Source organism: Desulfovibrio sp. ZJ746 (assembly GCF_011039155.1).
GTDB lineage: Bacteria > Desulfobacterota > Desulfovibrionia > Desulfovibrionales > Desulfovibrionaceae > Desulfovibrio.
Genome location: NZ_JAAKEK010000002.1, coordinates 63,965 through 87,397, shown reverse-complemented (window position 1 = coordinate 87,397; position 23,433 = coordinate 63,965). Strand labels below are relative to the sequence as shown.

The 23,433-nt window shown below is 67.3% G+C and carries 18 protein-coding genes and 1 CRISPR repeat array; of the genes, 6 read left to right on the top strand and 12 right to left on the bottom strand.

Annotated elements, in window-relative coordinates:
- The first annotated feature begins 190 nt into the window (after positions 1–190).
- The 6 genes from G7Y54_RS04685 (at position 191) to ilvN (ending at position 4,766) form a co-directional block, all read left to right on the top strand.
- The gene (locus G7Y54_RS04685; protein WP_165078146.1) at positions 191–1,033 is read left to right on the top strand and encodes a hypothetical protein; all 843 of its coding nucleotides are present in this window, start codon (positions 191–193) and stop codon (positions 1,031–1,033) included.
- Positions 1,030–1,722, top strand: coding sequence for an HAD family hydrolase (locus G7Y54_RS04680; protein ID WP_165078145.1), 693 nt, complete (start codon positions 1,030–1,032; stop codon positions 1,720–1,722). The genes G7Y54_RS04685 and G7Y54_RS04680 overlap by 4 nt, the downstream gene beginning before the upstream one ends.
- Positions 1,719–2,021 (top strand): YggT family protein, encoded by a 303-nt coding sequence (locus tag G7Y54_RS04675; protein WP_165078144.1) that lies wholly within the window; start codon positions 1,719–1,721, stop codon positions 2,019–2,021. Before G7Y54_RS04680 ends, G7Y54_RS04675 begins: the two co-directional genes overlap by 4 nt.
- A gap of 66 nt (positions 2,022–2,087) precedes the next feature.
- Entirely contained in the window at positions 2,088–2,318 is a 231-nt protein-coding gene (locus tag G7Y54_RS04670; RefSeq protein WP_165078143.1) for a DUF465 domain-containing protein, read from the top strand.
- 205 nt (positions 2,319–2,523) lie between these two features.
- A complete protein-coding gene (ilvB, locus tag G7Y54_RS04665; protein ID WP_165078142.1) occupies positions 2,524–4,221 on the top strand; it encodes a biosynthetic-type acetolactate synthase large subunit in 1,698 nt (565 codons plus the stop codon).
- A gap of 53 nt (positions 4,222–4,274) precedes the next feature.
- Positions 4,275–4,766, top strand: a complete 492-nt coding sequence (gene ilvN / locus G7Y54_RS04660; RefSeq protein ID WP_165078141.1) for an acetolactate synthase small subunit — start codon at positions 4,275–4,277, stop codon at positions 4,764–4,766.
- Positions 4,767–4,897: 131 nt separating this feature from the next.
- Here the strand turns inward: ilvN and nadE are convergent, their stop codons facing one another.
- The 12 genes from nadE to G7Y54_RS04600 form a co-directional block, all read right to left on the bottom strand.
- The gene (gene nadE / locus G7Y54_RS04655) at positions 4,898–6,643 is read right to left on the bottom strand and encodes an NAD(+) synthase (protein ID WP_165078140.1); all 1,746 of its coding nucleotides are present in this window, start codon (positions 6,641–6,643) and stop codon (positions 4,898–4,900) included.
- A gap of 35 nt (positions 6,644–6,678) precedes the next feature.
- Positions 6,679–8,535: a UbiD family decarboxylase gene (locus tag G7Y54_RS04650; RefSeq protein ID WP_165078139.1), complete on the bottom strand. Its 1,857-nt coding sequence runs from the start codon at positions 8,533–8,535 to the stop codon at positions 6,679–6,681.
- Positions 8,536–8,537: 2 nt separating this feature from the next.
- On the bottom strand, positions 8,538–9,041 hold the full coding sequence (locus G7Y54_RS04645; protein WP_165078138.1) for an NUDIX hydrolase: 504 nt from the start codon (positions 9,039–9,041) through the stop codon (positions 8,538–8,540).
- A gap of 321 nt (positions 9,042–9,362) precedes the next feature.
- Positions 9,363–10,990: a CRISPR direct-repeat array (repeat unit 35 nt; unit sequence GTTGTAACCCCTCTCAGCTGTGAGGTCTGCGCAGG).
- 153 nt (positions 10,991–11,143) lie between these two features.
- Positions 11,144–11,407, bottom strand: a complete 264-nt coding sequence (gene cas2 / locus G7Y54_RS04640) for a CRISPR-associated endonuclease Cas2 (protein ID WP_165078137.1) — start codon at positions 11,405–11,407, stop codon at positions 11,144–11,146.
- Positions 11,392–12,432: a CRISPR-associated endonuclease Cas1 gene (gene cas1 / locus G7Y54_RS04635; protein WP_165078136.1), complete on the bottom strand. Its 1,041-nt coding sequence runs from the start codon at positions 12,430–12,432 to the stop codon at positions 11,392–11,394. The genes cas2 and cas1 overlap by 16 nt, the downstream gene beginning before the upstream one ends.
- A gap of 578 nt (positions 12,433–13,010) precedes the next feature.
- The gene (locus G7Y54_RS04630; RefSeq protein WP_165078135.1) at positions 13,011–14,942 is read right to left on the bottom strand and encodes a TIGR03986 family CRISPR-associated RAMP protein; all 1,932 of its coding nucleotides are present in this window, start codon (positions 14,940–14,942) and stop codon (positions 13,011–13,013) included.
- The gene (locus G7Y54_RS04625) at positions 14,942–15,385 is read right to left on the bottom strand and encodes a hypothetical protein (protein ID WP_165078134.1); all 444 of its coding nucleotides are present in this window, start codon (positions 15,383–15,385) and stop codon (positions 14,942–14,944) included. Before G7Y54_RS04625 ends, G7Y54_RS04630 begins: the two co-directional genes overlap by 1 nt.
- Positions 15,378–16,850 carry an RAMP superfamily CRISPR-associated protein gene (locus G7Y54_RS12740; protein WP_165078133.1) on the bottom strand — a complete coding sequence of 491 codons (1,473 nt, stop codon included), beginning with the start codon at positions 16,848–16,850 and terminating at the stop codon, positions 15,378–15,380. Before G7Y54_RS12740 ends, G7Y54_RS04625 begins: the two co-directional genes overlap by 8 nt.
- A 1-nt stretch (position 16,851) precedes the next feature.
- Positions 16,852–18,486: a hypothetical protein gene (locus G7Y54_RS04615; protein WP_165078132.1), complete on the bottom strand. Its 1,635-nt coding sequence runs from the start codon at positions 18,484–18,486 to the stop codon at positions 16,852–16,854.
- Positions 18,487–18,493: 7 nt separating this feature from the next.
- Positions 18,494–19,147: an RAMP superfamily CRISPR-associated protein gene (locus tag G7Y54_RS04610; RefSeq protein ID WP_165078131.1), complete on the bottom strand. Its 654-nt coding sequence runs from the start codon at positions 19,145–19,147 to the stop codon at positions 18,494–18,496.
- On the bottom strand, positions 19,140–20,783 hold the full coding sequence (locus G7Y54_RS04605; protein ID WP_165078130.1) for a hypothetical protein: 1,644 nt from the start codon (positions 20,781–20,783) through the stop codon (positions 19,140–19,142). Before G7Y54_RS04605 ends, G7Y54_RS04610 begins: the two co-directional genes overlap by 8 nt.
- Positions 20,780–22,864 carry a hypothetical protein gene (locus tag G7Y54_RS04600; RefSeq protein WP_165078129.1) on the bottom strand — a complete coding sequence of 695 codons (2,085 nt, stop codon included), beginning with the start codon at positions 22,862–22,864 and terminating at the stop codon, positions 20,780–20,782. The genes G7Y54_RS04605 and G7Y54_RS04600 overlap by 4 nt, the downstream gene beginning before the upstream one ends.
- Positions 22,865–23,433: the final 569 nt, after the last annotated feature.

Sequence of the window (23,433 nt, the reverse complement as noted above, 5' to 3'; positions counted from 1 at the left end):
GGCCGCGCCTTCCGGCGATGGGAGTTCGGCCCCGACAGTACGCGAAAATCCCCTGCCCGTAAATATGGCGCGGGGGTGGGGTGGGGCCGGCAAATTCCCCGTTGCGCTCGGGCGCCCGGGCGCGTATCGTCCTCCTCCCGGCAGAATTTATTAAGGAATCATTATGCCCCTTCCCGGGAGAGAAATTTTCATGACCGACCCGCTCTGCATCCGGCTGCCCTTCTTGCGCGGCCCGCTCCCGGAAGGGCTGGATCAGGCTGCCGCCGGCATGCCCGGGGCGCCGGGGGCGCTCAGGCTGTGGCCCGGGCACAGGCCGCCCGGCGGGGAAGTGCCCCCGGGCTGGCACGCGCCCGACGGCTATCCCTTCGGCCACGCCGAAGCCGCGGCCCTGCTCGCGGCCTTCGGGAGCCTTGACGCGCGCGATCTTGAAGGCGCCCGGGACGCGGCCGACAGGGCGCAGCAGGAGCGGCGCGCCCGCGAGCTCGGCGAGATGGCCGACCTCGCGGCCTTTGCGGAAAGCCCCGGGGAGGGCAGGAGCCCGCGCCACAAGGCCGGAGCGCCCGTGCCAGCCCGTATCGCCGCCGAACAGGCGCAAAAGCTCCTGCTCTGGCTCTGGCTCCAGGAAGAAAGGCTCGCCGAGCTCGCGTCCCTCGCCGCGGGCTGCGCGCGCGGGCTCGGCCGTCTCGCGCGGGGCTTCGGCGAGGAGGCTTCCGCCCGCGGGGAGGAAGCCGCCGGGGAGCCGGCGCTCGCGCTCCATGCCGGCCTCGTGCCGCCGTGGCGGCCGGCCGTGGCCAGCGCGGCCGTGTTCGTTTCCGGGGAGGCCGTCTTCTTTGTGGAAGGCCCCATGCGCGAGGAACTGCTCGACAGGCTCGACTTCCGGCCGGCCCCCGAATGGGGCGAACGGCTCGGCTGCGCCCCGGAAGACGCGGCCCGCGTGGTGGCCGCTGAGGCGCCGCTCTGGCGCGCGCTCGGCCGGCAGCGGCCCGGGGGGCAGGCGGAACTTCGCGTCTGGATCACGTGGGGGCGCCCATGAGTTTCCCCAGTATCGCCCCGGAGATCTTCCCGCAGGGGCTCGCCGGCGTGGTCTTTGACTGCGACGGCGTGATGATCGACTCGCGCGAGGCCAACCGGGCCTTTTACAACGGCGTGCTCGCCGTGATGGGGCTCCCCGCCATGGGCCCGGAAGAGGAGAGCTACGCTTTCATGGCGACGGCCATGGAGGCGCTCAGGCGCATGGTGCCCGAGGCGCGGCACGGCGAGATCCTGGACGCCGTGAACCGGGTGGACTACGGCCGCACGGTGTTGCCCCTGATACGGCTCATGCCCGGCTTTCGGCCCTTCATCGAGGCCCTGCACGCGAAGGGCTCGCGCCTCGCCATCGACACCAACCGCACGGACGTGGGCATCGAGAGGGTTCTGGACTTTTTTTCCCTTCCTCCCTATTTTGAACCGGTAATCTCGGCGTCATGCGCCCGGCCCAAGCCGTCGCCCGAGGGCGCGGAACTCATCCTCCGCGCCTGGGGCGCCGCGCCCGGCCAGGCGCTCTTTGTGGGCGACAGCGAAAACGACCGTCTCGCCGCGCGTGGCGCGGGCATGGTCTTCGCGGGCTTCGGGGGCCTTGTGGAAGGCGACCTCACTGCCCCGGATTTTCCCACGCTGGCGCGGATGCTGGGCCTTGAGGAGAAACCCCGGCCCGGGAAAACGCCTTCGGAGCGCGCATGATCGTTCTTGCCAATACCCTGAGCGCGGTGGCCATGGTCCTCGGCACCCTGCTCAACCTCTATTTCTGGATCGTCGTCATCGCGGCGCTCATCACGTGGGTGCGCCCCGACCCGTACAATCCCATCGTGCGTATCCTGAGGCAGCTCACCGAGCCTGTCTTTTACCGCGTCCGCAAGTGGCTGCCCTTCACCTATTCGAGCGGGCTCGACTTCTCGCCGATCATCGTGCTGCTGGCCATCGAGCTCTGCAACCGCATCGTGGTGCGCTCGCTGGCCCAGTATGCCGCGGGCCTGCCCTAGGGAGCAGCGGCCCGGTTTTTTCGCGGGCGCGCCCCGCGCCGCACCTTCTAACCCTGGAGAGCCGTCATGGACCAGCATGAACTCGACCTTCTGGAAAAGTACGCCCCCAAGGACCCCGAGCTGAAATCCCTGTGGGACGACCATGTGCTCTATGAAAAGCAGGTGGAAAAGCTCGAGGGCAAGAGCTTCCGCACGCCCACCGAGGAGCAGACCCTGAAGCAGCTCAAGAAGCAGAAGCTGGAAAACAAGACCCAGCTCATGGACATGCTCGACCGCCTGAAAAAAGAAAATAGCTAGCGGGCGCCCGCAAGGGGCGCCCCTTCCGGCCCGGGCGGGGGCCGGCGCTCCTGCGGCCGCGCTGCCGGGGGCACGGGCTCCTGGCGGCCGCCGGGGCTCGCCCCGTCTCAACCAGCGCTCGCGCCGCCTGCCCCCATGGCGCGCCCCCGCGGGGAACGCCCCGGGCCGGAGAGCTACAGCACATCCGCCCCATAAGGACACTTGCATGGAACGCACCGGCGCCTATATCCTCCTGGAATCCCTGAAACGCGAGGGCGTGGACATCCTCTTCGGCTACCCCGGCGGCGCGGTCATCGACATTTATGACGAGCTGCCGCGCCACCCCGAGATCCGCCACATCCTGACGCGGCACGAGCAGGGCGCCGTGCACGCGGCCGACGGCTACGCCCGCGCCTCGGGCAAGGTGGGCTGCTGCCTCGTGACCTCCGGGCCCGGCGCCACCAACACCGTGACCGGCATCGCCACGGCCTATGCGGATTCCATCCCGCTCGTGGTCATCACCGGGCAGGTGCCCACCCAGCTCATCGGCAACGACGCCTTCCAGGAAGTGGACATCGTGGGCATCACGCGGCCGTGCACCAAGCACAACTTCCTCGTCAAGGACGTGAAAAAGCTGGCGCGCACCATCCGCCAGGCCTTCTACCTCGCGCGCAGCGGCCGGCCGGGGCCGGTGCTCGTGGACCTGCCCAAGGACATCGTGCAGGCCACGGCCGAGTTTCTCTGGCCGGACGACATCTCCATGCGCAGCTACAACCCGACCTACAAGCCCAACGCGAACCAGCTCAGGCGCGCGGCCGAGCTCATCGCCGAATCGCAGCGGCCGGTGCTGCTCTGCGGCGGCGGCGTGGTCATGGCCGACGCCGCTTCCGAGGCCACGGCCCTCGCGCGCAAGCTGCGCATCCCGGTGACGGCCACGCTCATGGGGCTCGGGGCCTTCCCGGCCACCGACGAGCTCTTCCTCGGCATGGTGGGCATGCACGGCACCTATGCCGCCAACCTCGCCATCAACAACGCCGACCTCGTCGTCTGCGCGGGCGCCCGCTTCGACGACCGCGTGACCGGCAAGATCGCGGCCTTCGCGCCCAAGGCGCGCATCGTGCATATCGACATCGACCCCACCTCCATCCGCAAGAACGTGGATGTGGACATCCCGGTGGTGGGCGACTGCAAGCTGGCGCTCGCGGGCATCCTCGACATCTGCGAAAGCAAGTATGCCGAGAAGGACTGGGCCACGCAGCACGCCCTGTGGCTCAAGGACGTGGCCTCGTGGAAGAAGAGCAAGCCGCTTTCCTACGAGCCCTCGGCCGACGGCGCCATCAAGCCGCAGGAGGTCATCGAGGCCCTGCGCGAGCTCACGCGCGGCGACGCCATCATCGCCACCGAGGTGGGGCAGCACCAGATGTGGGCGGCGCAGTATTACGAGTTCACCAAGCCCCGCACCCTGCTCACGAGCGGCGGCCTCGGCACCATGGGCTACGGCTTCCCCGCGGCCATCGGCGCGCAGCTCGCCCTGCCGGACAAGATGGTCATCGCCGTGGCCGGCGACGGCTCGCTGCAGATGAACATCCAGGAGCTCGCCACGGCCGTGGCCAACAAGCTGCCGGTCAAGGTCATCATCCTCAACAACCGGCACCTCGGCATGGTGCGCCAGTGGCAGGAACTCTTCTACGCTGGCAACTACAGCTCCACCAACATGGAGGCGCAGCCCGACTTCGTGCGCCTCGCCGAGGCCTACGGCGCCGAGGGCTACCGCATCGAGCGCGCCTGTGATCTCTTGCCCGAGCTGGAAAAGGCCCTCTCCACGCCCAATCCCGCCTTTGTGGACGTGCGTGTGGAGCGGGAGGAGAATGTCTATCCCATCGTGCCCGCGGGCGCGGCGCTGGACGAGATGCTCCTGGTCTAGGAGCGGGCGGGACCGTCCGGGCGAAAATACAGCAGGCGCGAAGGAGAATCCCGATGCAGCGGCATGTGCTTTCCGTCCTTGTGGAGAACGAGCCTGGCGTGCTCTCGCGCGTGGTGGGGCTCTTCAGCGGGCGCGGCTTCAATATCGACTCGCTCAACGTGGCCCCGGCCCTCGAGGACGGCACCTCCCACATGACCATCACCACCTATGGCGACAGCATGATCCTCGAGCAGATCATGAAGCAGTTGCACAAGATCGTGTCGGTCATCAAGGTGGTGGACTTTTCCGAGCTCCAGGCCGTGGAGCGCGAGATGATGTTCGTCAAGGTGCAGGCCGAGGGGCAGGCGCGCGGCGAGATCTTGCGCACGGTGGAGATCTTCCGCTGCAAGGTGGTGGACGTGAGCCACACCGAGATGACCATCGAGGCCACGGGCGACCACGAAAAGCTCGAGGCCATCCTGGGGCTGCTCCAGCGCTTCGGCATCAAGGAGATCGCGCGCACGGGCTCGGTGGCCATGCGCCGCTCGCGCCAGCCCGAGGGGTAGGGGAGGCGGCAATTTCTCGAAAGCAGGGAACGCCCGGCCGGGCCGGGCGCCGGTGAGACGCCCCTGCCGTCAGCGCTTCCTGTGCGACGGCGGGGGCGTTTTGCGTGTGAGGAGCGGGTGCTGCCGCCTTATTACGGCATGCGGTAGCGGCCGGCCGTGGGCGCCACCCAGCCGTCCTCCCCGAAGGGCACGCCGCTCACCCTGAGCGCGGGCGGCAATTGCCGGCGCTTGAATTCGGAGGCGAAGAGGCGGCGCCGCACATCCGCCTCGAGGTCCGCGGGCGCGGCTTCGGGCGCTTTCGCGCCGTCCGCGTTTTCGCCGTCCTGCGCCGGCAGCGGCGGGGAAAGCAATCGTTCCAGCAGCGGGTCGAGCTCGTCATAGGGCGGCAGCGAGTCCGTATCTTTCTGTCCCGGCCTCAGCTCCGCGCTGGGCGCCTTCACGAACACGGCCTCGGGGATGAGCTCCCGGCCCTTCCACGCATTGAGCCAGCGCCCGAGGGCGTAGACCCGCGTCTTGGTGAGGTCGCCGATGACGGCGAGCGCGCCCACGGCATCGCCGTAGAGCGTGCAGTAGCCCATGGCGACCTCGCTCTTGTTGCCCGTATTGAGCACGAGCGCGCGGGCCCGGTTGGCGAGCGAGGTGAGGATGGTGCCCCGGATGCGGGCCTGGAGGTTTTCCAGCGTCACGTCGCCCGGCCATGCCGGGAAGCGCCCGAGCCCCGGGCCGAGCGCTTCGGCAAAGGCCTCCATGAGGCCCGCGATGGGCACGGTGAGCGTGGAAACTCCTAGGTTGCGCGCCAGCTCCTCGGCATCCTCCACCGAGGCGCGGCTCGTGTGCGGCGACGGCATGAGCACGCCGGTGACGTTTTCCGGCCCCAGCGCCTCGGCGGCCACGCAGGCCACGAGCGCGGAATCCATGCCGCCGGAAAGGCCCAGCAGCACGCGGCTGGCGCCGCTCTTGCGCACATAGTCGCGCGTGCCGAGCACGAGGGCGCGCCAGCAGCTTTCCTCCTCGCCGGCGCAGGCCGGGGCGACGGGATTGACCGGGAGCCCGCCGGGTTCGCCGCCCGTTTTGGCCCCGTTTCCGGCGTCCTCCCGCGCGTCCGCCGCGGTATCCACCATGACGAGGTCCGGCGCGAAGGCCGCTGCCCGCGCCAAAAGGCGGCCGGCCGGGTCGAAGGCCACGCTCTGCCCGCTGTAGACGGTGGCGCCGTCGCCGCCCACGAGGTTGACGGAAACGAGATGCACATGCTCGCGCGCCGCCACATGCGAAAGCATGCGCTCGGCCTCTTCCTGCGCGTGGGGCCGGTAGGGCGAGGCGGTCATGTGGATGATGGCGTCCACGCCGCGGCGCGTGAGGTCGCCCAGCGGGTCGGGGGCGCCGGGCGGCGGCTGGCGCCAGAAGGCGTCCGCGCGCATGGCCGCGTCCTCGCAGACGACCACGCCGAGCCGCCAGCCCGTGAGCGAGAGGATGCCGCAGGAAACGCCGTCGTCCCACGGCAGCGCCTCGGCGCCGGGGAGCCCATGGCGCCGCTGGTTGGGGCGCACCTTGCGCGACACCACCTGCAAACGCCCGCCGTGGAGCAGTACGGCGGCATTGGCGAAGCCCCCGGGCCGCGACAGGCTGGGCGCGGGCGCGCCCACGAGCAGGGCCGGCCCGTCGGCGAGCTCGGCCGCGAGGCTATCCAGCGCCCGGCGCACGCCGCGCGCGAAGTCCCGCGCGTGGAGGTATTCCCCGGGCTGCGGCCCGCAGAGCGCGAGCTCCGGCGTCACGCAGAGGGCCGCGCCCGAGGCCCTGCGCGCCTCCCTGAGGATCATGGCGGCGTTGCCCGCCACGTCGCCGGGCACGCTGTCACACTGGATCATGGCGATCTTCATGTCCGTTTCCTTGCTGTCAGGAGATGCGCTCGCGCCTACCACAGCCCGTGCAGCGGGCCCCCGGGCGCGGCCAGCCTGTCCACGCGGGCGGCCACTTCCGGGTCTTCCTCCAGGGGCGGCGCATGGAAGGGCTTGAGGCGCGCGTCGATGGCAAACGGCGCCTCGCAGGCCCAGTGCCGCGCCTTGATGCGCGCATCCGCGCCATAACAGTCCGTGGCCGGGTCGGAGCGCGTGAAGGTGGCCCAGAGCAGGTTCTCGAAGCTCGCCGCGCAAAAGGCCGGGTCGTCGGCCACAACCACGAGCGGGAAGTTCTCCCGCCTGTCCCAGCCGCCGAGGCGCTTGGCGAGCTCTTCCATGGCCGGGTCGGGCTCGCCGCGCTCCAGCGCGTGGCGCGGGCCGCGGAGCGCGAGGATGCCCGGGCCGACCACCTGCGGCGCGCCGAAGCCAGCCGGGAGGTCGGGCAGGGCGCCGATTCCGTCCGCCCCCGTCGCCAGGCGCCGGCGCGGCTCGCCGGCGGCGGCCCAGATGAGCTTGGAGCCCTCGTTGAGGGCCGTGCCCGTATAGTCGAGGGTGTCGGTGGTGCTCCGCGTGAGGAAGTGCAGGTCGCGGCGAAAATCCGTGCGCTCGAGCAGGTGGGCCAGAAAGGCCGGCACGTTGCGGCAGGAAAGGCCCGGCGCGTCCTCCTGCGCGGCGATGAGCACATACTTGGCGAGCGCGGTCTGCGTGGTGCCCAGCAGGTGCAGGGCCTGGGTGAGGAGCTCGCGCGGGCGCCGCGCCGCCTCCCAGGCCGTGTAGCGCTCGCACCCGAGCGCGAGCAGCAGCGGATGCACCCCGGCCGCGTCCACGGCGTGCACCTCGCGGATGCCGGCGAAGACCCGCGGCACCAGCGGGCCCGTGAGCTCGTGGATGAAATCCCCGAAGACCGTGTCCTCCTGGGGCGGCCGCCCCACCGAGGTATAGGGCCAGATGGCGCCCTTCCTGTGCGTCACCGAGGCCACGCGCAGGGCCGGGAAGTCGTGGCGCAGGCTGTAATAGCCCACATGGTCGCCGAAGGGGCCCTCGGGGCGCGTGCCGGGCAGCACATGGCCGGAGATGCAGAAATCCGTCTCGGCGAGCACGGGGAGGCCCACGCCGTCGTCCCCGGGCGCGAGCCGCACGCGCCGGGCGCCGAGCAGGCCCGCGAAACGCAGCTCCGAAAGCCCCTCGGGCAGCGGCATCACCGCGGCCACGGTGAGCGCCGGCGGCCCGCCCACATGGATGCGCACCGGGAGGGGGCGCCCGCTGGCGAGCGCATGCGCGTGGTGCACGCCGATGCCCCGGTGGATCTGGTAATGCAGGCCCACCTCGTCCTCCGCATAGTCGTTGCCGGCAAGCTGGATGCGGTACATGCCGAGATTGGAGGCATTGACCCCGGGGCGCGCCGCGTCTTCGCTATAGACGAGCGGCAGCGTGATGAAGGGGCCGCCGTCCATGGGCCAGGAGACGAGCGGCGGGAGCTCCCCGAGGCTGCCCCGCGCGGCGAGCACGGGCGCGCGGTTCGCGCCCACCCGGCGCGGCAGCATGCGGGAAAGGCCGCCGAGGGCCGCGAGGCTCTTGCGCGGCCGCCGCAAGAGGGCCACGGGGTCGGCCTTGCCGGCGAGCACCGCCTCGGTGGCGGCGAGGCCGTCGCGGAAGAGGAAGTGGAGGCGCTGCTTCGTGCCGAACAGGTTGACGAGCACAGGGAAGTCCGTGCCCGTGACGCGCGTGAAGAGCAGGGCCGGGCCGCCGGCGCGGAAGGCGCGGCGCTGGATGGCCGCGAGCTCGAGGTGCGGGTTCACGGGCGCGTCCACGCGGAGAAGGTCGCCCGCGGTTTCAAGGTCGCGCACGCAGGCCTGGAGGCTCGAATAGCCCACGGCTAGCCGCCCCCCCGCCGGTCTTCGGGCAGCGGCTCCACGGGCGCCACGCTCCTGCGGCCGGCGAGCACCTCGGCAAAATCCCTGAGGATGCGCGCATGGTCGAAGACCAGCGGCCCTGGCAGCGCGTCCAGCGGGTGGAAGGCCGCGGCGGCCGCGTCGTCGCCGGCGCGCAGGGCCGAGGCATCGCGCGGGCGCCCGGTGAAGACCACGCTCAGGGTGTGCTGGCGCGGGTCGCGGTCGGGCCTGGAATACACGCCGAGAAGGCCGGTGAGCTCCACGTCGAGGCCCGTCTCCTCCTTCATCTCGCGCATGGCCGCGGCTTCGGCCTGCTCGCCCTCCTCGATGAAGCCGCCGGGCAGCGCATAGCCCAGCGGCTCGTTGCCGCGCCGGATGATGACCACGCCGCGCCCGGGCTCGTAAATGACCACATCCGTCGTGGGCGTGGGATTGCACCACTTGCTGTAGGGCTTGCCGCAATGCGGGCACAGGACGGTCTTTTTCATGGCTGTCTCCTCGGGCTGGGGAAAATGGTATGCCAGCGGCGTCCCATCCGCAAGCGGCCGGCGCGGGATGCGGGAGAGTGGTTCCGGCTGCCCACGCCGCGCACGCATCCCCCGCCCCCTCCTGATAAAAAAATCGCCTTTCGCGCCTCGGTGCGCGGCCCTTCTCCAAAAGCAAAGCCCCGCAAGGCTTTTGCCCTGCGGGACTTTCCCGTCATGTGGCCGGCGTGGCTTGCCCCCGGAGCGTCATGGCGTTGCCGGTGCCTCGGCATGCGGCTGGGCAGCCTCTGGCGAAGACTCAGATGATGACGAGGACGAGGATGAGTTGTAACCCCTCTCAGCTTTGAGGTCCTTGCAGAGGATTACTGAGTCTGGTGAATGGATTGCACCGTGGTAACCCCTCTCAGCTGTGAGGTCTGCGCAGGCGTGACGAACACGGACAAGCACAGGGACGAAGTTGTAACCCTCTCAGCTGTGAGGTCTGCGCAGGAGAATCCACTGAATGTCAAGCAGCCCTCCAAGTTGTAACCCCTCTCAGCTGTGAGGTCTGCGCAGGACCTCTACACGGCGGGCTTGGGTGAAGTCAGTTGTAACCCCTCTCAGCTGTGAGGTCTGCGCAGGCAGGAGGAGTTTGAAAAGGCTCAAACACTCGTTGTAACCCCTCTCAGCTGTGAGGTCTGCGCAGGCACGGGCCTCTCGCGGGAGCATATCTTTTTGGGTTGTAACCCCTCTCAGCTGTGAGGTCTGCGCAGGACAAAGAACAACAAGTCGCAGCCTATCTCAACCGTTGTAACCCCTCTCAGCTGTGAGGTCTGCGCAGGATCTACGGACCCATTCCCAGTTACATGCAATAAGTTGTAACCCCTCTCAGCTGTGAGGTCTGCGCAGGCAACAGTCTTCCGGAAAGGACTATGCGTGCGAGTTGTAACCCCTCTCAGCTGTGAGGTCTGCGCAGGCGCTCTTCCCTCACGCATGTCCTTCCAGATGGAAGTTGTAACCCCTCTCAGCTGTGAGGTCTGCGCAGGTGAACATTTTTTCGCGCCGTATGATGTCGTGGTTGTAACCCCTCTCAGCTGTGAGGTCTGCGCAGGCGTATGGTAGCATCACTGTCCATCACAAGAGTTGTAACCCCTCTCAGCTGTGAGGTCTGCGCAGGCCAAGGCGCTTGGCTACGTTGCCTTGACTGGGTTGTAACCCCTCTCAGCTGTGAGGTCTGCGCAGGAATGAAGCACGAACATAGTAACACCTCCTTAGTTGTAACCCCTCTCAGCTGTGAGGTCTGCGCAGGTGCTCCACCCACGCATCTACATTCTGCTTTGGTTGTAACCCCTCTCAGCTGTGAGGTCTGCGCAGGTCGAAGTTCGAATCAGGGCAGGACTTCCCCGAGTTGTAACCCCTCTCAGCTGTGAGGTCTGCGCAGGGTGAGGGCCAGGGTATTCCACTTTCGAAGGAGTTGTAACCCCTCTCAGCTGTGAGGTCTGCGCAGGAAATCGACAATAATCAGTCGATGATTTTCAAGTTGTAACCCCTCTCAGCTGTGAGGTCTGCGCAGGTGACCATTCTCCGCCACAGCAGCCTCCTTGGTTGTAACCCCTCTCAGCTGTGAGGTCTGCGCAGGTTCCAACGACAGGCTTCACGAATACGGCTACAAGTTGTAACCCCTCTCAGCTGTGAGGTCTGCGCAGGATAAGCTGTGGTGCTCTTGCTGGTATGGAGAAGTTGTAACCCCTCTCAGCTGTGAGGTCTGCGCAGGTTCTGCCGGGGTGCGCTGAAAGGTGTTTTCTCGTTGTAACCCCTCTCAGCTGTGAGGTCTGCGCAGGTTGCCAAGCTGAGCAACAGCATCAAGCGCAAGTTGTAACCCCTCTCAGCTGTGAGGTCTGCGCAGGTTGCCAAGCTGAGCAACAGCATCAAGCGCAAGTTGTAACCCCTCTCAGCTGTGAGGTCTGCGCAGGAGCATGGTCCGCAAAGCCGCCCCTGTCAAGGTTTTGCGGCGCCGCCTTGGCAGGTGGCGATACAAGCGGCCGGAAAACGGGCCAAATTTTGCGGAGTTTGCCATAAAAAACAGCCTATGCTCCTGATTTCATTCATGTGCGGGTGACCGCCCGCTAGGTGACCACGAGAAGCGGCGCCACCTTGCCAAAAAACACGGCCTTCCTGAAACAGGTTTCGCACAGCGGCGCAATCAGCAGGGAATCCGACGGTCCCAGCCATTTTTGCAATTCACGTTCCATTGTTTCCAAGACCGCGTCCGTCTGCTCCACAAGAAAAACCGATTTCTGCACGCGCGTGCCCATTTTGGCGAGGAGGGCCGCCATGGCGTTGCGGGCCGGGCTGTCGGCCACATCATAGGCAATCAGGCAGCGGCGCACGGCGCAAGCCTCGGGATGATGCAGCCATGGCCGTCATGGACGTGGAGGGCGAAACTCTCCGCCATGTCGTCCATGAGGTCATTGGCCGACCTTTTGACATAAAGGCGCGGCTCGCCGGGGGCGAGATAGAAGGTGCGGACGGTGTCGAACATGTCCTCATACTCGCCAAGCATCCGGGGAAAGACATTTTTCGCCAGGCCCACACCGCCGCCACGGCGGGGCGCGAAGTCCGCGGGCGCCAGCTCCTGCCTGCGCACAAGGGAAAGGACCCGGGAATCCACGAGGGAGCGCAGGGGCTCCATCAAGTCCGAGGCCAGGGCGGCGTGGCGGCCGCGCCCGATGTGGAAAAACCCGAGGCGCGGGTCAAGCCCGGCATGGCGCAGGGAGGAGGCCAGCCGGTGGCGAAGCAGGGAATACCCGAATGAAAGCAGCATGTTGACCGGGTCCGGCGCGGGGTGCGCGTGGCGCCCTGTCCAGTCGAATTTATGCAGCAGCCCGTGCCACTGGGAAAAATACATCCGTGCGGCCGCGCCTTCAAAACCACGCAGACGCTCCGGGTCCTCGGCCGCGGCCATGGAGCGGCGCAGGCTCGCCCAGCCCTCGGGAAGGGCGCGGCGCCGCCGGAGCGTCGCGTGGCAATTATCCAACTTGGCGAGCAGGAGGCCCCTCGCCAGCGCCAAGGCCCCGGGCCCTTTGCGGAAGGCCGCCTGCGCCTCCAGCATGAAGCCGGCATTCCCGTTCACGGGCAGGAGCTGGCCCACAGGGCGGCCGAAAATATCCAGCCAGTCCACGGGCACGGCCTTGCGCGCCAGCTGATAGAGCACCGGGCCCGGCACGGGCGCCTTGCCCACGAGAATTACCCGGCGCAGGGAGGCTAGCGGCAGCGGGCGCTCCCGGCCCAGCTTGTCCGCAACCACCAGCGCGTCGCCGCGCATGAAGACACTTCGCGCCGAATGGGTGAGGCAAAGGGTGGTTTTCCTGAAGACGCGCTCGGCAAGGGCGTGTCGGGCGGCGGGCTGTTCCATCCGTTCTTCCATGGCAGGTTCAGGGTGACGTGGCCGGCGTGCGGCGGGGACGCCGTCCCCAGCCTCGGGGCCGCGCTTGCGAACACCGGGCCACGTTGCCGGAATGGGAATATGTTGCAACCCCTCGTCTCGGCTGCGAGGCCTGCGCAGGCTACTTCATCCACAACAATGTGGGCCCGGACGAGTTGTAACCCCTCTCAGCTGCAAGGTCCGCACACGTCACATCAAACTCACCGAAATGTACGCGAAGTTGTAACCCCTCCCAGCTTCGAGGTCTGCACAGGTGCGTGACCTGCACCTTCGACTACATGCGGGAGTTGTAACCCCCCTCAGCTGCGAGGTCTGCTCGGCAATGATACCACATGGAGCGGGACCGGGAAGTCATAACCCCTCTCAGCTTCGAGGTCTGTGCAGGTAACCTCCGTACCTCGAATACCGCTTTCCGTACGCTGTAACCCCTCCCAGCTTCGAGGCCTGTGCAAGCTCCCTCCCCACACCAAAATCTGCCGGGAGGTGGACGCCGCGCCGCGTGGCCCTGCGCGGGGCGGGCCGGCTTTTGCCGGGCCGCCCCCCGCATGTCAGACGACCTGCTCCGGCAGGGGCAGGAGGGGATTGTTGCCGAACTCCTCCAGTGTCATGTTGGCCGCATCCCTGGGCGTGGGCCTGTGCTCCCAGTCCAGCAGCCGGAAGAGGTCCCGGATGGGCGGGAGCTGGTAATAGTCCCGCACGGGGGCGCCAGGGTAGAAGCCGGCCGCGGCATCGAGGACATACTGGCGGAAGGCGGCCCGTAGGGCCTCGCGCTCCCCGGCGGGCATGGCCACGGGCCGCGGGCTGCCAAGGCGCCCGGCCAGTGAGGCGTATTTCCGGCGCACATCGGAAAGGCGCGCCTCCCGGATTTCCAGCTTTACGGAGCCGAAGCCGAGGGGCTTGCCCATGCCGAGCTTGTGGCGGCAATCGGGTTTGAGCTCCAGCGCCTCCAGCAGGCAGCCGAGCTCGATGTCCGAAAGGCGCTCCACCCGGATGACAAAGTCGCCGCCGGCGCCCGGCGCAAGGGGCAGCAGGCGAAGGGCGAGCTTCTTGTTTTCATTGCCCTTGGGGAAGAACTGCGGGTCCGCGTCATGGTGCCAGTACAGCTTGCGGCCGCGCAGCCGGGCACCCCTCGTGTCGTAGTTGCTCATGCTTTCCCGGCTGTTCTTCCTGCCGCCCGAAATGACCTTCACCGGGGACTGGCCCTGCACCAGATAGAAGGGGATGCAGCCGGGTTTGGGCCCGGCGCCGACCGTCCGCACGGGCGCGCCGCCCTGCCACGGCTCGCCGTGGACGTGGAAGGACTCCACGGCCACGCGCCCGGCCTCGGCGCTGTTTTTCTCCGCATGGCCGAAGATGGCGCGCGCGAGGTCGCGCACCTTTTCCACGCTGGGGTCGGGCCACGCGAGATCGTGGGGGGAATGTTCGTACTGCACGCGGAAATAGCGGCAAAAGCCGAGCTCGACGATGGCGCCGTTCTTTTCGCGGTAAAATACGGGCAGCCCGGGGTGGCTGGCGAGCCTGCTGTGGCGCCGGTCTTTGGGCCAGCGTTTTTCCTGGTCGGGGGTGAGCTGGTCGCGCAGGCGCAGGACGATGTCGCGGTCAAGAGGGAGGGCCCGCGCCCCCTGCTCAGGCAGGCGGAAGAAATAGGAGGCGGAGTCCACGCCCATGGTTTTGATGCCGCCCGTCATGACCTTTTCCCAGCCGGCTTCCTCGGGCGCGTGCCGCGCCTTTTTTTTGACCTCCACCGGGATGATGCTGAAATCCGCCCCGTTTTTGCGCAAAAATCCGCCCAGGATATCCTTGCTGGAAAAAAGGGAATGATAATAGGAGCCGTCTTTGTTTTCAGCCACGGTGCGCCAGAAAAGCCATTTTTTGCTCACCGGCCGCAAGCCGGAAAAGGAGAGGATCTCCATATAGGCGCGGAGCATCCCCTTGACGGCCGTCCCGGGGATGACGGGCAGGCCACCCACCCGCTGGAAGGCGCAGGTGGCGCCGGAATCGTCCTTCACCTGCCGCCCCGAAACGAGCAGGGGCGTTTCCGCGGTCAGGCGGCAGAGGATCTCGCCGGACCAGCGGCCCTCGTCCCCCCCGGGGGCGGGCACCACGGCCGAGGGCATGTAGCGGACAAAGTTGTAGGGCGCCTTGCCCATGACGGGCTCCGGCCGGCCCGTGGCGCGCGTGGCGCCGGGCGACGGGCGCGTGAAATCCCGGCCGGGCGCCCCGCCGGGGCGCGGCGCCTTCACCGGCTCCTCGGGGCAGGGGGCCTCCTTGCCGGGCACCGTGCACTTGAGCACCTTGGAGCCCTCGAGCTGGAAGTGCGCCTCATCGCCGCTGGCAACGGTCCCGGTGTTAAAACAGCGTGCCTCCTTGTGGACAGGAAAGTCCACCGTCTTGCCCTTCCTGTTGGTGAATTCGACCCTGTAGTCCAGGCCGCCCTTCTTGGTCTGGTTGATGATGAGCCTGCCGGTATATTCTTCCATCAGTCGCCCCCCTCGGTCACGCCGCAGAAACGCGCCCACGCCAGGCGCAGGACACCGCTTTTTTCATCCTCACGAAAATGCTCCGCATAGGCCAGGCGCATGCCGTTGGCAAGCGGATAGCGGGAGAGCCGCTCAAAGGTCGGCTCGCCGGCCTCGTCCACCCGCAGGAGGCGCGCGGGGCCGGATGCGGCCCCAAAGGCCTTTTCAAGGCGCAGCTCGGCATCGGGCCCGAAAATCGCCAGCCGCTCGATTTCCGCCGCGTCCCCGGGGAGGGCCTCGCCGGAAAAGCGGTTCCAGGCGACACCCCGGGGGGATTCGGCCAAAAGCCAGCCCGTGCCGGGGGCCACATGCTCCCGCGCCCAGGCGAGGGCCTCGGGGAGGGTCATGACCTCGGTGGCGCACAAAAGGGAGACAGGGCGCGTGTCCACAAGTTGGTTATTCATGTTCCAGCCTCCGGATCAAGGCGGCATCCCATTCCGGCGCGAGGCGCGCCAGGTTTTCCAGGCCCTTGCCGTTTTCAAGAATGGGCGTCCCGTTCCAGGCGAGGTCCCCCCTGACGGCGCCGAGGGCGCTTGCGGGGTCATCCCGCCAGCCCGGCAGGCACAGCCGGCCGTTGCCGCGGTTCACGCCGCCGCCAAAGGCGAGCGAGCCCTCGAAGAGGTCCATGAGGGCGTGGGTGAAAAGCGCCGCCTCGTGGGCCTCAAGCCCGCACGCGCGGATGCGGAGCGTGACGCGGCTGCCCGGCTTCCAGAAAGGTTCCTCGCTGAAGAGCGCGCCGTCCATGGTGGCGGCGCTGAAGCGGTCGATGGCCACATGCTGCCCGAAGACGAAGTCACCGGGGGCAAAGGCCGGGGCCAGCGGGCAATCGGTGACGACCAGCTTGCCACACTGGCCGCCGTCCCCGCTCACCATGCCGAAAATTCCGTTCAGCACCGCCGTGGCGCCGTCGCCGGCCTGGCGGGCGCGCAGGATATGGAAAATGTCATGCCTGAGCACGCCCTTGAGGGAGGAGGAGGGGAGCGCCGGCCCGAAAACGAGGCCGCCGCGCTTCTGCCCCTCGTCATAGGCGAGGCGCGGGGTGAGGGCGAAAACCATGTCGGCCTCGGCCACGGAGCCGTCCGGCCGGCCGGGCTGGCCGCCGCCGGCCAGCATGGGGCCGTCGCAGGCCAGGGGGATCTCGAGCCAGCCGTCCAGGCCCGGGCGGGGCGCCAGCGCGGCCGCCGGGGGAAGGTCGGGCCGCCCGGTGCCGGGCAGGGAATGCGCTTTTTGCGTGAGCCACTGGCGCATGCCCTCCGGCCGGGAAAGGTCGATGCGGCGATAGCCGGCCTCAATGACCGTGTAGAGCCCGTAGCCCAGGCCGGTCTTGCCGCCGAGGGGCAGCCTGCCCGCCGCCACGTCCGCCACGAGGCCGTCGAAAAAGGCCTCCTCGTCGGGGGCCAGGGGCCTGTCCCAGCCGTCGCAGCGGAATTCCAGCAAAAAGCGCGCGCCCGCCGGGACGATTTCGCAGTCGAACTTGCCGCCCTCGGCGGCTGCCCCGCTTTCCAGCCCGATGCGCACATGGTCGCGCACGAAGGGGGCGCAGCTGATGCGCGGCGGCGCGCCCGCAAGCTTTTTGGCGAGCGCGGGCTGGCCGTCATAGTCCAGGAGCAGCCCGTCTTCGCACCACACAAGGGAGGCGCGGGAGGATTCCTTTTCCTGGTGGCCGAACAGGCGCCGGGCCAGCGTTTCATCGCGCCGGTCGGCAAGGGAGCGCAGCGCCCCGGCAAGGGAAGAGCCGGGGATGCGCCAGAGCCCGAAGGCGTCGCGCGCCACCGGCTGGTCGAGCTCGTCATCGGGGCCGCCCCCGCAGTGGAGGGGCGTCAGGCATTCCACCACAGCCTTGAATATGAGCACTTTCTGTTCAGCCATGTTATTGCCCCCGCCCGTTGGGCCGGCTTGTGCGGGCCTGCTTGCCCCAGGCGCGCACGAGCTCGCGCTTGAAAATGGCATGGGCCTCGCGGCCGCAGCTTTCCCTGTCCTGCCCCGAGACCTCGCCGCCGGGAAGCACGATGGCGACAGTCAGGGGAAAGTCCTGGAGAAATATCCCGGGATCCAGCAGTTTTTTCATGATCGCGTCGAGGCTGTCGTTGCCGAGCCCAAAGGGGTTGGGGCACACGGCCTGCCGCCATTGCTCGCCCGGGGTCTTGCCGAGCATGGCCTCGAACTGCGGAAGTTCCATTTCCATGATATTGGCCCGCTGGCTGGCGGTGGGGCGCTCCTGCGCGGCGGCCTTTTCAAGGAATTTCGTCCACCTCTTGTCATGCAGCCACTCCCGCGCCTGCCGCACGGCCAGCCGGCCAAGGGCCCGCTCGCGCAGGATGCGCCAGACCGGGTCGCGCAGGTCAGGCCGCGCAAGGGGCCTGTCGGGCCGGGCCGCCGGCATATCGGGAATTTCCGGCATGGGCTCCCTGAGAAAGGCCGGGTCGATGAGCAGGCGCCCGTAGCCCTCCAGCCGGCCCGCGCCCAGGGAGAGGGCCGCGGGCAGCGCGGCGGGCTTTTCACAGCCGATCACCAGCACGCTGCCGGCGGCGAGGCCGCCGCGGCTGTCGCGCCATTTTTGCCAATGGCTGTTGAAGGCGTCGAGCCGCACATGGGCGAGCGAGCATTTTTGCAGCGTCATTTTCTGCCCGGCCTGGCTTTCCAGCGCCCCCAGGAGATTGTCGAGGGGGTTTTCCCACGAGGGGGAGGGGTAATACGCCGATTCCAGAAAAATGTTGAACTCTTGCCCCTCAACGGGCGGCCGGGCGTCCCCCTGTTTCCAGCCGGCCTCCAGCGCCACGAGGCCGGAGCCGGACGAGCGCGAGCCGCCGATGCGCAGGCTGCCGTTGGCGGCGACAAGCTCTTCCATGTCCTCCCGGGCCTGTGGGGAACAAAGGATCTCGGCCTTGAAGCGCAGGCCGGCCGCCAGCGAGGAGAAGCCGAAGAGCTGCCCTTCCACGGCGGAACGCTGGCGCCCCAGCGCCACGCGGACGTTCCAGAGCTTGCGGATGTCGGGCTGCCACAAGGTGTCCGGGTTCATGAAGGAGGCGCTGAGCTTCTTGAACTTGGGCCGCGGCGCGCTTTCGCCGAACTTCTGCCGGTAGAGGGCTCGCGGGCCCTTTACCTTTACCTCTCCCTCTGCCTCTTCTTCCCCCTCATCCTCATCCGCCAGGGGAAGAAAGTTGAAGATGACGCGCGAGTCTTCCGGGGTTTTTTCATTTTCCACCGGCAGGCCGGGCTGGTTTTTTTCGCGGTGGAAGCACAGGGGCACGGGCAGGCAGCGCGTGCCGCCGCAGAGCGGATAGGCGCAGCCCCAGGAGACCTCGCCGCTGAGGAAAAGCCGCCGGAAACGCGGGTCGTCATCCGGCGCGGCGCCGGGGTGCGCGTTGATCCACGCGGCGGCGAAAGCGCCGAGCAGCATGTTGCCGGGGATGTAGTCCAGGCTGGCGTGGGCCATGCCGCGCATGGCGCCCGCGGTGATGATCAGGGGCTCTCTCGCGGTGATGTTCAGTTCGAGGATTTCCATGTTTCCCTCACGAGTTGAGCTTGGCCAGGAGGCACTCGGGGGCGGGTGGGGGCAGGGCGGCCCCGTCCTCCATGCCGGCCAGCTTGAGGCGGCAGCGCCCGAGGCCGCGCGCCCTGTGGCCGCCAATGCTTTTTACGCAGGCGCAAATGGCGGCGAGATAGCCTTTCAGCCAGTCTTCGGCGGCGGCGGGCACATCCGCGGCCAGCGTGGCCGTGAAGGCGAGGCCCGGAATGCCGCACTCGATGGAGCGCAGCGTGTGGGGCTCCACCATTTTGCGGGCGTCGAGCCTTGTCTGGAAGCGGAGGATGGTCATGTCGCGGACGAATTCCTTTCTTTCCCAGCCGTCCAGGGATTCCAGCCAGGCATAGATATCGGCGCGCAGGCGCCCCCCGCTGGCGAAGATCCGCCCCGGGCGGTTGGAGCTCTTGTCCGGCTGGGCGGTGCCGAAAAGGAAATCGACCAGTTTTTCAAGATGCGCCCTGTCAGCAATGGCGAGGCGCCACGCGCCCTCGCGCAGGGCGCCCTTGATGGCCGAACCCGGGATGGAGGGAATGCCGTTGACATCCCGGTTCAGGATGGCGTCCGCAATGGCCCCGTCGCCCAGGCCCGAGCCCACATGCCAGTCGGAGAGGAACTCGATTTGCAGCGGAATTTCAAGCATCGGCCTTTTCCTCCATCATGGCGAACAGTCGTGCGCACAGGCCCGCATCGCCGGGCAGCAAATGCTCGAGCTCAAGATAATCGCCCAGCGGCGAGCGCCACACGCCTGCGCTGGAGACAAAGAAGTTTTCGGGAAAGATCGCCTCAAATTCTTCCATGGACAGCAAGGTGCCCTTGCGGCCGCCGATGCGGCGGGCGATGTTTTCCCTGAGGTTGAGCCAGCCCTTTTTGGCGGCCGGGGGCCCCTGGCGGCAGGCCGTCCAGGCCTCCCGGACCTGCGAGCGGGGGAGCCCCGTGAGGACCTTGTGCCCATGGACGAGCAATTGCGTGAATTCCTCCCCGAAAAGCAGCGGCTTTGTGGTCAGCCGGGCGCCGGGCGTGGTGAACAGGCGCTCGCGCACGAGCTGGGCATCGTTTTCCACATCCTCGGTGAGGACGAGATAGTCGATGCTGGAAGGCCGCTCGCCGGGCTCGAGATCACGGGTGCGCTTTTTCGCGCTGTCCTGAAGCGTCTCGGCCAGCGGAAAGGCCTTGGCGAACGGATAGCCGGCGGGCATGACCACCATGCCGATGCCCACGGAGAGGCCCTGCTGGCGCCCCAGCTCCCCGAACCTGGCCGCAAAAAGCGCCACAAAGGCCAGGGCTATGTCGGCCCGGGCGATGACGGTTGTATCGTCGCCCCCCATGACCAGCGGGCGCAGGGGCATGAGCAGGCGCCCGTCCGGGCGCCCGGCCGCGTGGCGGCTCTCAAGCTCGTAGCCGGCGATGCGCGAGGCCGCCCAGCTGAAAGCGCCGGTGGTGCAGTCCTGGATGAATTGCGAGAGCGCCTTCCGCTCCCGCAGGCACTGGGAAAGCGACATGTCCACGGTGCTGTGGAGCATGGCGCCGAAAAGCTTGCCGAGGTCATTGCCGTCCATGCAGATCAGCGCGACCTTCCGGCCCTCGCCTTCCAGCATTTCTTCCAGGTTGTCCTTCCACTCGAGCTCCACCCCGTCCGGCGGCTTCACATCCCGGCGCAGCCTTGTGCGCGACCTTTCGAGCATGGCGGGGCGGCTCCTTGCGAGGGAGGGCAGCGAGACCAGCTCGCCCCGGCCGCCCGGGCCGCTTCGCTCGCGCCTCACAGCGGGCAGGCCGTCAAGGCGCGAGGCCTGGAGGATGGGCAGCAGGGGCGCGCCCACGGGCACCGCGTCGTGGTTGCGCTGGATGGAGATGGCGTTTTTCGCTCTTTGGTAGGCCGCGTCATAGGCCTTGCGGCCCGTGACATCATCGGACCAGGGAAAGGCCTCGAGGGCGCCGTAAAAGGGGAGCCCGGGAAAGGAGCGCAGCAGCTCTTCCGACGCGCGGCGCAGGAATTTCTTGGCGGAACGCTCATCGGGCAGGATGAGGCACAGGACGCCGGCATTGGCCTGGGCGACCATATAGCTGCCCTCCGCGCACCTGAAGTCCGTGTCTTCGCGCAGGCCGAGCTCATCTTCCAGCAGGGGCCGGTAAAAATCCCGGGAGGCCAGGAAATGGATTATCTCCGAGCCGCCAATCATTTCCTTCAGCTTGCCGGTGGAGAAGATGTATCTCTGGATGCCCTCCACGGACAGCCTTGCGAAAAAAACCGTTTTTTCAGCAGCGTTTCCCGCCATCATGCTTCTCCCGCGCTTGTCCCGGCCCTGCGGCGCAAGGACGCTATGTGTTCCCGCAATTTTTCCGGCTCACAGATGTCGCGCCAGCCGAGAATGGTGACGCCCCTGTCGATCATGCACTTGGAAGCCCCGAGATCGGACACCATGCACAGCGCGAACCGGCCGAGGTGCGCCGCGGTGTTGGCGGCTTCGGCCGCAACATAGTCCAGCGATTCTTTTATCTCCGCATCATCCTCTTGAAGCACCTTTGCCTTGCAGGAAATCAGCACCAGGTCGCCGTGACAGGCACCCACCACATCGAGCTCCAGCAGGTGCTTCACCTCGTCATATTTTTTCTTTAAAGCTGTCTCGGTGTCGTTGTCCCAGCGGATGCCAAGGTTCAGGCGCACCTTGTCGGCACCCGCGTGCATCAGGGCCCGGGCGCACAGTTTCTCATACCACACACCTTTGATCTCTTTCAGGAAATCATGGGTTTCGCCGTCAAGCTTCAGGCGCCAATGGTGGTTGTGGCGGTATTTCAACACATCATTCCCCAGCGTGCAGCCCCGCTCCCAGGCCTGGGCGAAGTCTTTTCCCGCGCGGGACAGGCGGCGCATAAATTCCAGCAGCGCGTCCAGCCAGGGAAAATCCGGGGCAAGGTCCGCCTCCGTCGTACTGTTCTCCAAAACGTTTATGCCCATGATCCTGAAGACCAGCAGCGGGTCGCAAATTTCCATGGGGATGTCTTCCGGGCTCCCGCTGGCGGAAATGGGCTTGCACACGCGCTTCTTGTTGTACAGGCTCCAGATGTCATAGCCGTGTTCCGCGGCCCACAGGGCGAGCATGCAGGTCTGGCCCTTGGTGCCCGGGGTGATGTTTACCGCAACCCTGGCGCCGGGCTCGGCGGCCGGCAGGTACTGGCCGGGAAACACGCCCTCCAGCGGATACTTGGCGAGGGTCACGGATTCCAGCCCCAGTTCCTCCCGGTATTCCGCGATGCCCCGGGCATAGTCCCGCACCCTTTTGTCCTGCAGGTTGTAGCACAGCACGAGATGCCTCGCCTTGTGGCTGCAGATGGCCACCAGGGTGGGGATGAGGTTCGTGCCGACGCAGACGACGAGGGTGCCGTCCCGCATGGGCGGGAGCTCGCTGGCCCTGGGCTTTTCCAGAAGCCTCTCCCGGACCTTGTGAAGCCTGGCGGAGAATATCTTTGCGAGCTTCTCCCCGGCGCAGATCTCGCGGCCATTGTCGTCCGCATAGCGGGCATCGAGGTCGAGGACCTCGATCTGGCCTCCAGAAGCTTGTTCCAGGCGCTGCCTTGATTTATTTTCCTGGACCAGCGCGTAGGTGTGCTTGTCATAGATCTGGCCGCAGCGCCTGCGGTTCTTGCTCCACTGCGCAAAATCGCGTTCGCGCTCGAGGCGCCTGTTGCTGTCCTTGATCGGGAAGCGCCAATCCTTGAAAAAGCACAGGCGGTTGTTGCCGGGATTCCACACATGGTCAAAGACGATCCCCGAAACCTCAACATTCTCGAGGCAGGCGGCGGGGAGCTTCACCCTGTGCTTCATCATGAGCGTGTCCAGCGGCTCTTTCTCGCATGTATCCGGATTTTTCGCCCCCGCCGTATATTCCACTTTCTGCAAGTCGAGGATCTCTTCCACGGAAAGCGGCTCGGGCAAACGCTGCACCACGCAGGAATCATCCGCCGTGTCGTAAATGAGCGCGCGCTCGCGGGTGGTCTGGATGAGGCGGGGCCTGAAGGGCGCGAGAGCCAGGGCGCAGCCGGCCAGCATGAAGTTCATGCCGCCGTCGATGTTGAAACAGGGCCTTGCGCCGCGTTCGGCCAGGCTTTCCGCGATTTCCCGGACCTTGCGGGGCGCGCTGTCTTCGGCTCCCAACTCTGTGCTGACTTCGGAGAGCGTGACTTCGCCAAGGCCGCGGCGGGCGCAAAAGTCCCTGATGCGCAACGCCTCGGGGAGCGTGTGGGCCGTGTGGAGGAGCCGGATGTCAAGCGGCCCTTCATTCTTGGCGAGAACCATGAGCGGCTGGAGGACACCCAGAACCTGGGTGCCGGTCATGGAAACAAAAACATGGTCGGAAGCCATCTTCAACTCCTGCGCTGCCTTCCGGGTTCCGGGCAGGCCGCCCTCGGGGGCGTGTTTCACTCGTTGACGCGGGGCGTCTGGGGACGCAGCGTGGGCGCCCCGCAGCGGCAAGCGGCGGGTGAACAGCCACGCCTCATGTTAGCCGCAACCCCGCGCCGGGGCAACAGATAACGAATAACAGGGAAAAGGTGCCGAAATGGGTGATGCCCCCGCGCCCCTCTCCGGGGCGCCGCCCACAACATGCGGGGGGATGCCCCCCGCCCGGCCTAGCGCACGTTGGCGCCGAGGTGGCCGCTTGCGGTGAAATCCGGGTAGAACAGCATGTCGGGCTCCTTTTTTTGCGGTTGACAAGCCGAAGGGGAGGCCGCGGCCTCCCGGCCGGTCACGGGCGCTCGAGCGCTTCCAGGATTTTTTGGGCGACGATGGCGACGACAGCCACGGTGAGGCACTTGCAGAGCCCTGACATGATTTTTCTCCCTGTCTTGCATGGCGGCGGGATTGCCGCCATTTCCCAAAAAGGGCCCGGAGGGCCCGTGCCCGGGCGCGCTAGCGCGGCAGGGGGCCGGGCA